The sequence below is a fragment of the Vibrio sp. VPAP30 genome (genome assembly GCF_001188205.1).
In the GTDB taxonomy this organism is placed as follows: domain Bacteria; phylum Pseudomonadota; class Gammaproteobacteria; order Enterobacterales; family Vibrionaceae; genus Vibrio; species Vibrio bivalvicida.
Genome location: NZ_LBLS01000001.1, coordinates 1 through 1017 on the forward strand (window position 1 = coordinate 1; position 1017 = coordinate 1017).

General features: G+C 44.0%; 1 protein-coding gene. It reads right to left on the reverse strand.

Annotated features, from left to right (window positions below; all coding sequences use genetic code 11):
• The coding region (locus tag ZX61_RS00005) for an insulinase family protein (protein ID WP_150114938.1) at positions 1-1017 on the reverse strand (1017 nt) is incomplete at both ends.

Below are 1017 nucleotides of genomic sequence, written 5' to 3' on the forward strand. Positions count from 1 at the left end.
CTTACCAAAGTTCTGGTAAGCAAATTCAGTGGCAGCCTTCTCCACATAGGGCGTTACCTTAGTTTGTTGGCTTTCCGCATATGTTTCAAGCAACGTCTTCTCAAGGCCTGGGGCATTGCTACGCTCGGTTAAATAGAGACGAGGTGGTTGAGATGCCCACCTTTTCCGAAAGGCCTCATTAATTGATTTAACGGTCAATTGGTCTCGTAGTTCATAGAATATGGATAGGTCGGTTTGTGGTGATGCGATAAAGTAACCACTATCAACGGCATTCATGACTCTGTTAGCAAGAGTGGCACTTGACGAATCCCCAGCCGTTTCGACACTAAGCTGTAGTTCATTTTCTAACGCTGTAAGCTGCTTCTTGATCTCATCTTCGGTAAAACCGAACTCAACCGCTTGACGTAATTTTTGCTCTAGTGTTGAGAGGCCAAATTCCCAATCTCTATCTGCTGTTGTCACCCCGATTTGACTTACACGAACAGATTCTAAGCTTATCTCTGATGACATACTCGGTGACAGAATTCGACCGCCACTTTCGTACGCTAATGTGTCAATACGATTAATCAAAGCCCTAGTGCTCAGTAAGTGAGTCCAGTACTCTAGATTTAGTGCCTTACTGTTGGCTTCAGGTGACTCCTTCTCGAGAAAGTTAAATTCTATTCGCGTCTCTACATTTGGATCTGTAAACACTTTCGCTTCAACTTTACTCGGCAACACGACGTTAAACTCTGGGTCAACAGCGGGCTGAAACTCTTTATTACGCCAGTCAGAAAAGAAATGTTTAACGCGTTCAAGCATAACGTCATGACTCACATCGCCAGCCAAAACCAGAGTCGTATTCCTTGGAGCGTAATAAGTTTGATAAAAACTTCTTAGGTCCTTTTGGATGACTTGATCCATCCCTTTGATTGTCCCAAGGCCAATTTTATTGGGTAGATTTGCTCCTGCATAAATATAATCTGAAGAGTCAAGGAAACGGTCCAGCCCTACCGACTGACGCTCACGAACTTCAGA